This is a genomic window from Bradyrhizobium sp. 197 (assembly GCF_023073375.1).
Classification (GTDB): domain Bacteria; phylum Pseudomonadota; class Alphaproteobacteria; order Rhizobiales; family Xanthobacteraceae; genus Bradyrhizobium.
In genome coordinates this window covers 1-2,688 of the sequence record NZ_JADPJJ010000015.1, presented here as the reverse complement: position 1 = coordinate 2,688, position 2,688 = coordinate 1, and the positions used below count along the sequence as shown (strand labels likewise).

Annotated in this window: 4 protein-coding genes; all 4 read right to left on the bottom strand. The window is 65.1% G+C overall.

What is annotated here, in order from left to right; all coding sequences use genetic code 11:
* Positions 1-95: 95 nt before the first annotated feature.
* The 4 genes from IVB27_RS04760 to IVB27_RS04745 all read right to left on the bottom strand — a co-directional run bounded on the left by IVB27_RS04760 (position 96) and on the right by IVB27_RS04745 (position 2,451).
* On the bottom strand, positions 96-536 hold the full coding sequence (locus IVB27_RS04760) for a DUF1489 family protein (RefSeq protein ID WP_247340702.1): 441 nt from the start codon (positions 534-536) through the stop codon (positions 96-98).
* A 42-nt stretch (positions 537-578) separates the two neighbouring features.
* On the bottom strand, positions 579-1,550 hold the full coding sequence (locus IVB27_RS04755) for a hypothetical protein (protein WP_247441791.1): 972 nt from the start codon (positions 1,548-1,550) through the stop codon (positions 579-581).
* A 157-nt stretch (positions 1,551-1,707) separates the two neighbouring features.
* Positions 1,708-1,911, bottom strand: a complete 204-nt coding sequence (locus tag IVB27_RS04750; RefSeq protein WP_007603227.1) for a hypothetical protein — start codon at positions 1,909-1,911, stop codon at positions 1,708-1,710.
* A gap of 177 nt (positions 1,912-2,088) precedes the next feature.
* Positions 2,089-2,451 carry a YidB family protein gene (locus tag IVB27_RS04745; protein WP_247441794.1) on the bottom strand — a complete coding sequence of 121 codons (363 nt, stop codon included), beginning with the start codon at positions 2,449-2,451 and terminating at the stop codon, positions 2,089-2,091.
* Between the last annotated feature and the right edge of the window lie 237 nt (positions 2,452-2,688).

Below are 2,688 nucleotides of genomic sequence, written 5' to 3'. Positions count from 1 at the left end.
ATCTTCGCCCATTGGGCGTCAGTCAAAACGAATCGGTCCATCCCAAGCTTGAATCACAACCAAGCCCCGATGAGAATCCTGAATCCCAACAGACCCTAGAGCAATCCGAGATTGCGCAGCTCGCGCCGCATCGGCTCCGGCATCGCGGCGATCGAGCCGGCTGCGGACTTGCCGAGATCAGGCGGCACGGAATCGTCGGCGAGATAGCGCCAGCCCTGGAACGGGCGCATCGGCCGCGGCGACACCGAGATCACCTTCGGCTGCATCACGATCCGGCAGCGGCCGATGCCGTCCTTGTCGCGGAACGGCTCGATGCCGATGATTTTTTCGCGCGCGGCGACTTCGCCCTTGATCACCCAATAGAGCGACCCGCCCGACAGGATCTCGGCGTCGCGCTTGGGCACCATGCGGGTGATGTGGATGTGATGTTGCGGCAGACCCTTCTTCTTGGCGGTCCGCATCCGTTCGGCGGTCCACTCCTTCAATTCCTTGACGGAGTCGCAACCGACCGCGAGCTTGATCAGATGTAGTGGCATGCCCCAGCATTAGCCGGGCAGCCACGCATTTGGAATGCCGATCTACTCGTTATCCGCAGCCGCGGGCGCCGCGGCCGGCGGCGCCAGCGGAACCGGCGGTGCCACCGGCGCACGCGCAGCCTTCGGCGCAGACGGTTTCTTTGCGGCGGGCGCGGCGGCCTGTGCCGAAGCCGCTGCCGGCGCGCGCGGAGCCGGCGAGGCCCCAGCGTTTGCGGCGGGCGCCGCCTGGCGCGTTGGCGGCTCCGGATTCATGATGCTGATCGGCGGCGTCGACGAGGCGCTCGGGAACTCCGCATTGGTCGGCTTGCCCGTCGGCATCGACGGCGGCAGTCCGGCAAGCGCGGCAGTGGCCGGCAACTGCGACGTTGCAGGCGCATTCCAGGTCGGCGCGTAGCGCGCGACCAGCGTGTCGTAGAGATGGGAATCCATGTTGGCGGCGACCTGCTGCTGATCGGTCAGCGAGCGGAAGGCCGCGCAGTCGAACTGTGTGCAGCCGTCGCGCGCAACCAGCACCTGCGCGACCAGGCCGTAGCGATCACGTTCCAGCGATCTGCGCAGCACCCTCACGTCGGGCGTCAGGCTCTTCTCGGCGGTCGCGGCATCGCCGAGCGCCATCAGCCGGTCGATCCTGGCCGCGGTGTAGGAGATCGCCGCGGCGGCTGCGTCAGGCGCGCCGAACAGCGACTTCTCGCAGCCAATGGCCACGGCATCGCCGGCGAGATCGTCGAGACAGGACAGCGCCGGCAGGCTCGCGATGACCGCGGCCTGCGCACGCGCCTCGGTCGGCGTGGCCTGCCCCGCCGGTCCAGAGACGTGCACATTGGCGGCCAATGCGACAGCAATGGCGAGCAGTGCGATGATGGTCAGCGCGCCGTTGGCGACCGATCTTTCGGCACGCAGCAGCGTGATCAGGAGGATCAGTCCGAAGAAGCCGGCAGCCGTCAGCGTCATCCACATCGGAAAGACCGGCGAGCGCCAGATTTGGTCGAGCGGCGAGGCCCATGCCCAGTTCATGCGCGACGTCCCCTCACGCGAGCAGAGAGCGAATGGTCAAAGCGAGCACCGAGAGTCGGCAACTGCCCCCGGCCCACCTTTTGAAGGTGAAGCGGGCCTTTTGACGGCGGCAGGATGGAATTCCCCGGTACGCGCCAACGCGCGGATAGCGTCGGCTTCAGGACAGCGCGAGCTGGCTTTCCTTGGCGACGCGTTCGAAGGCTTCGGTCGAGCTCTTGATCCGGTACTGGCAGTCGTCACCATCCGTCGGCAGCAGGCGGATGATCTCATACGATCCGCTGGCAGCGGGGCGTGCGACATTGCTGGCCGTGAACAACACGCGCGATCCAATAGGGAATTTGTGCTTCAACACCCTCTCCATCACTCAAACAACGCCTGCCACGCCCATGGTCCCACTGCGTCGGCCGGCCGGAAACCCGGCCGTCATATAGCATGCGGCCGGCCTTTTTGGCCAGCAGTATGCGACATGGCAAACCTGCCAATTTTGCAGTTATTTCAGAGTGATGCCCCGGCCGCTGATACCGCTGCAACCGGTTCTTCAGGCGGTATGGGGCAAATGGCCGTCGGGGCTGGCGTGATCCACGGCCTTGGGCAGTTCCTGGGCCAGAATCTGGCCCAGCTGGTCGACCGGGATGTTGTAGCGCGCAGCCAATTGGCGGACGGTGTCGCTGCCGAGCACGGCACGGAGCTGGTCGGCCGAGATCGGCAGGTTCTGGCCGTTGCCGAGCCAGGATTTGACCTGGTCACCGAACCCCGCCTGCTGGAGTTTTGCAACGATCGCGCCGAGGCCGCCCTGATTGTTGCTGCCGATCACCTCGTTCAGCACGGCCGGCAACACGGCTGCGCCGAGCTGGCCGAGCGCGCTACGGAGCGCCGGGTTGTTCTCCAGCGAGTCTAGCAGTCTGCTGAAAAACCTTGAAATGGAGAATTTTCATTTTTCCGCCGGTCGTTTTTGGAGCGGCGCGGTAGAGTTGGATGTAATTTCGAGCTTGGTATTGAGTGTGCCCCGGCGCGGGGTGGCTATGCGGCGAGCAGTTTGGGAATTCGGATCAGGTTATAGGCGATCAGATTAAGCAGGAAGTCGGCGGCGACGCGAGCGATGCCCCGATGTTTGGTCTTGCGCATGGTGCCATGCTGC

Coding starts and splice junctions, on each gene's coding strand:
- IVB27_RS04760 (WP_247340702.1), bottom strand. CDS start 536: ATGCCACTACATCTGATCAAGCTCGCGGTCGGTTGCGACTCCGTCAAG.
- IVB27_RS04755 (WP_247441791.1), bottom strand. CDS start 1,550: ATGAACTGGGCATGGGCCTCGCCGCTCGACCAAATCTGGCGCTCGCCG.
- IVB27_RS04750 (WP_007603227.1), bottom strand. CDS start 1,911: ATGGAGAGGGTGTTGAAGCACAAATTCCCTATTGGATCGCGCGTGTTG.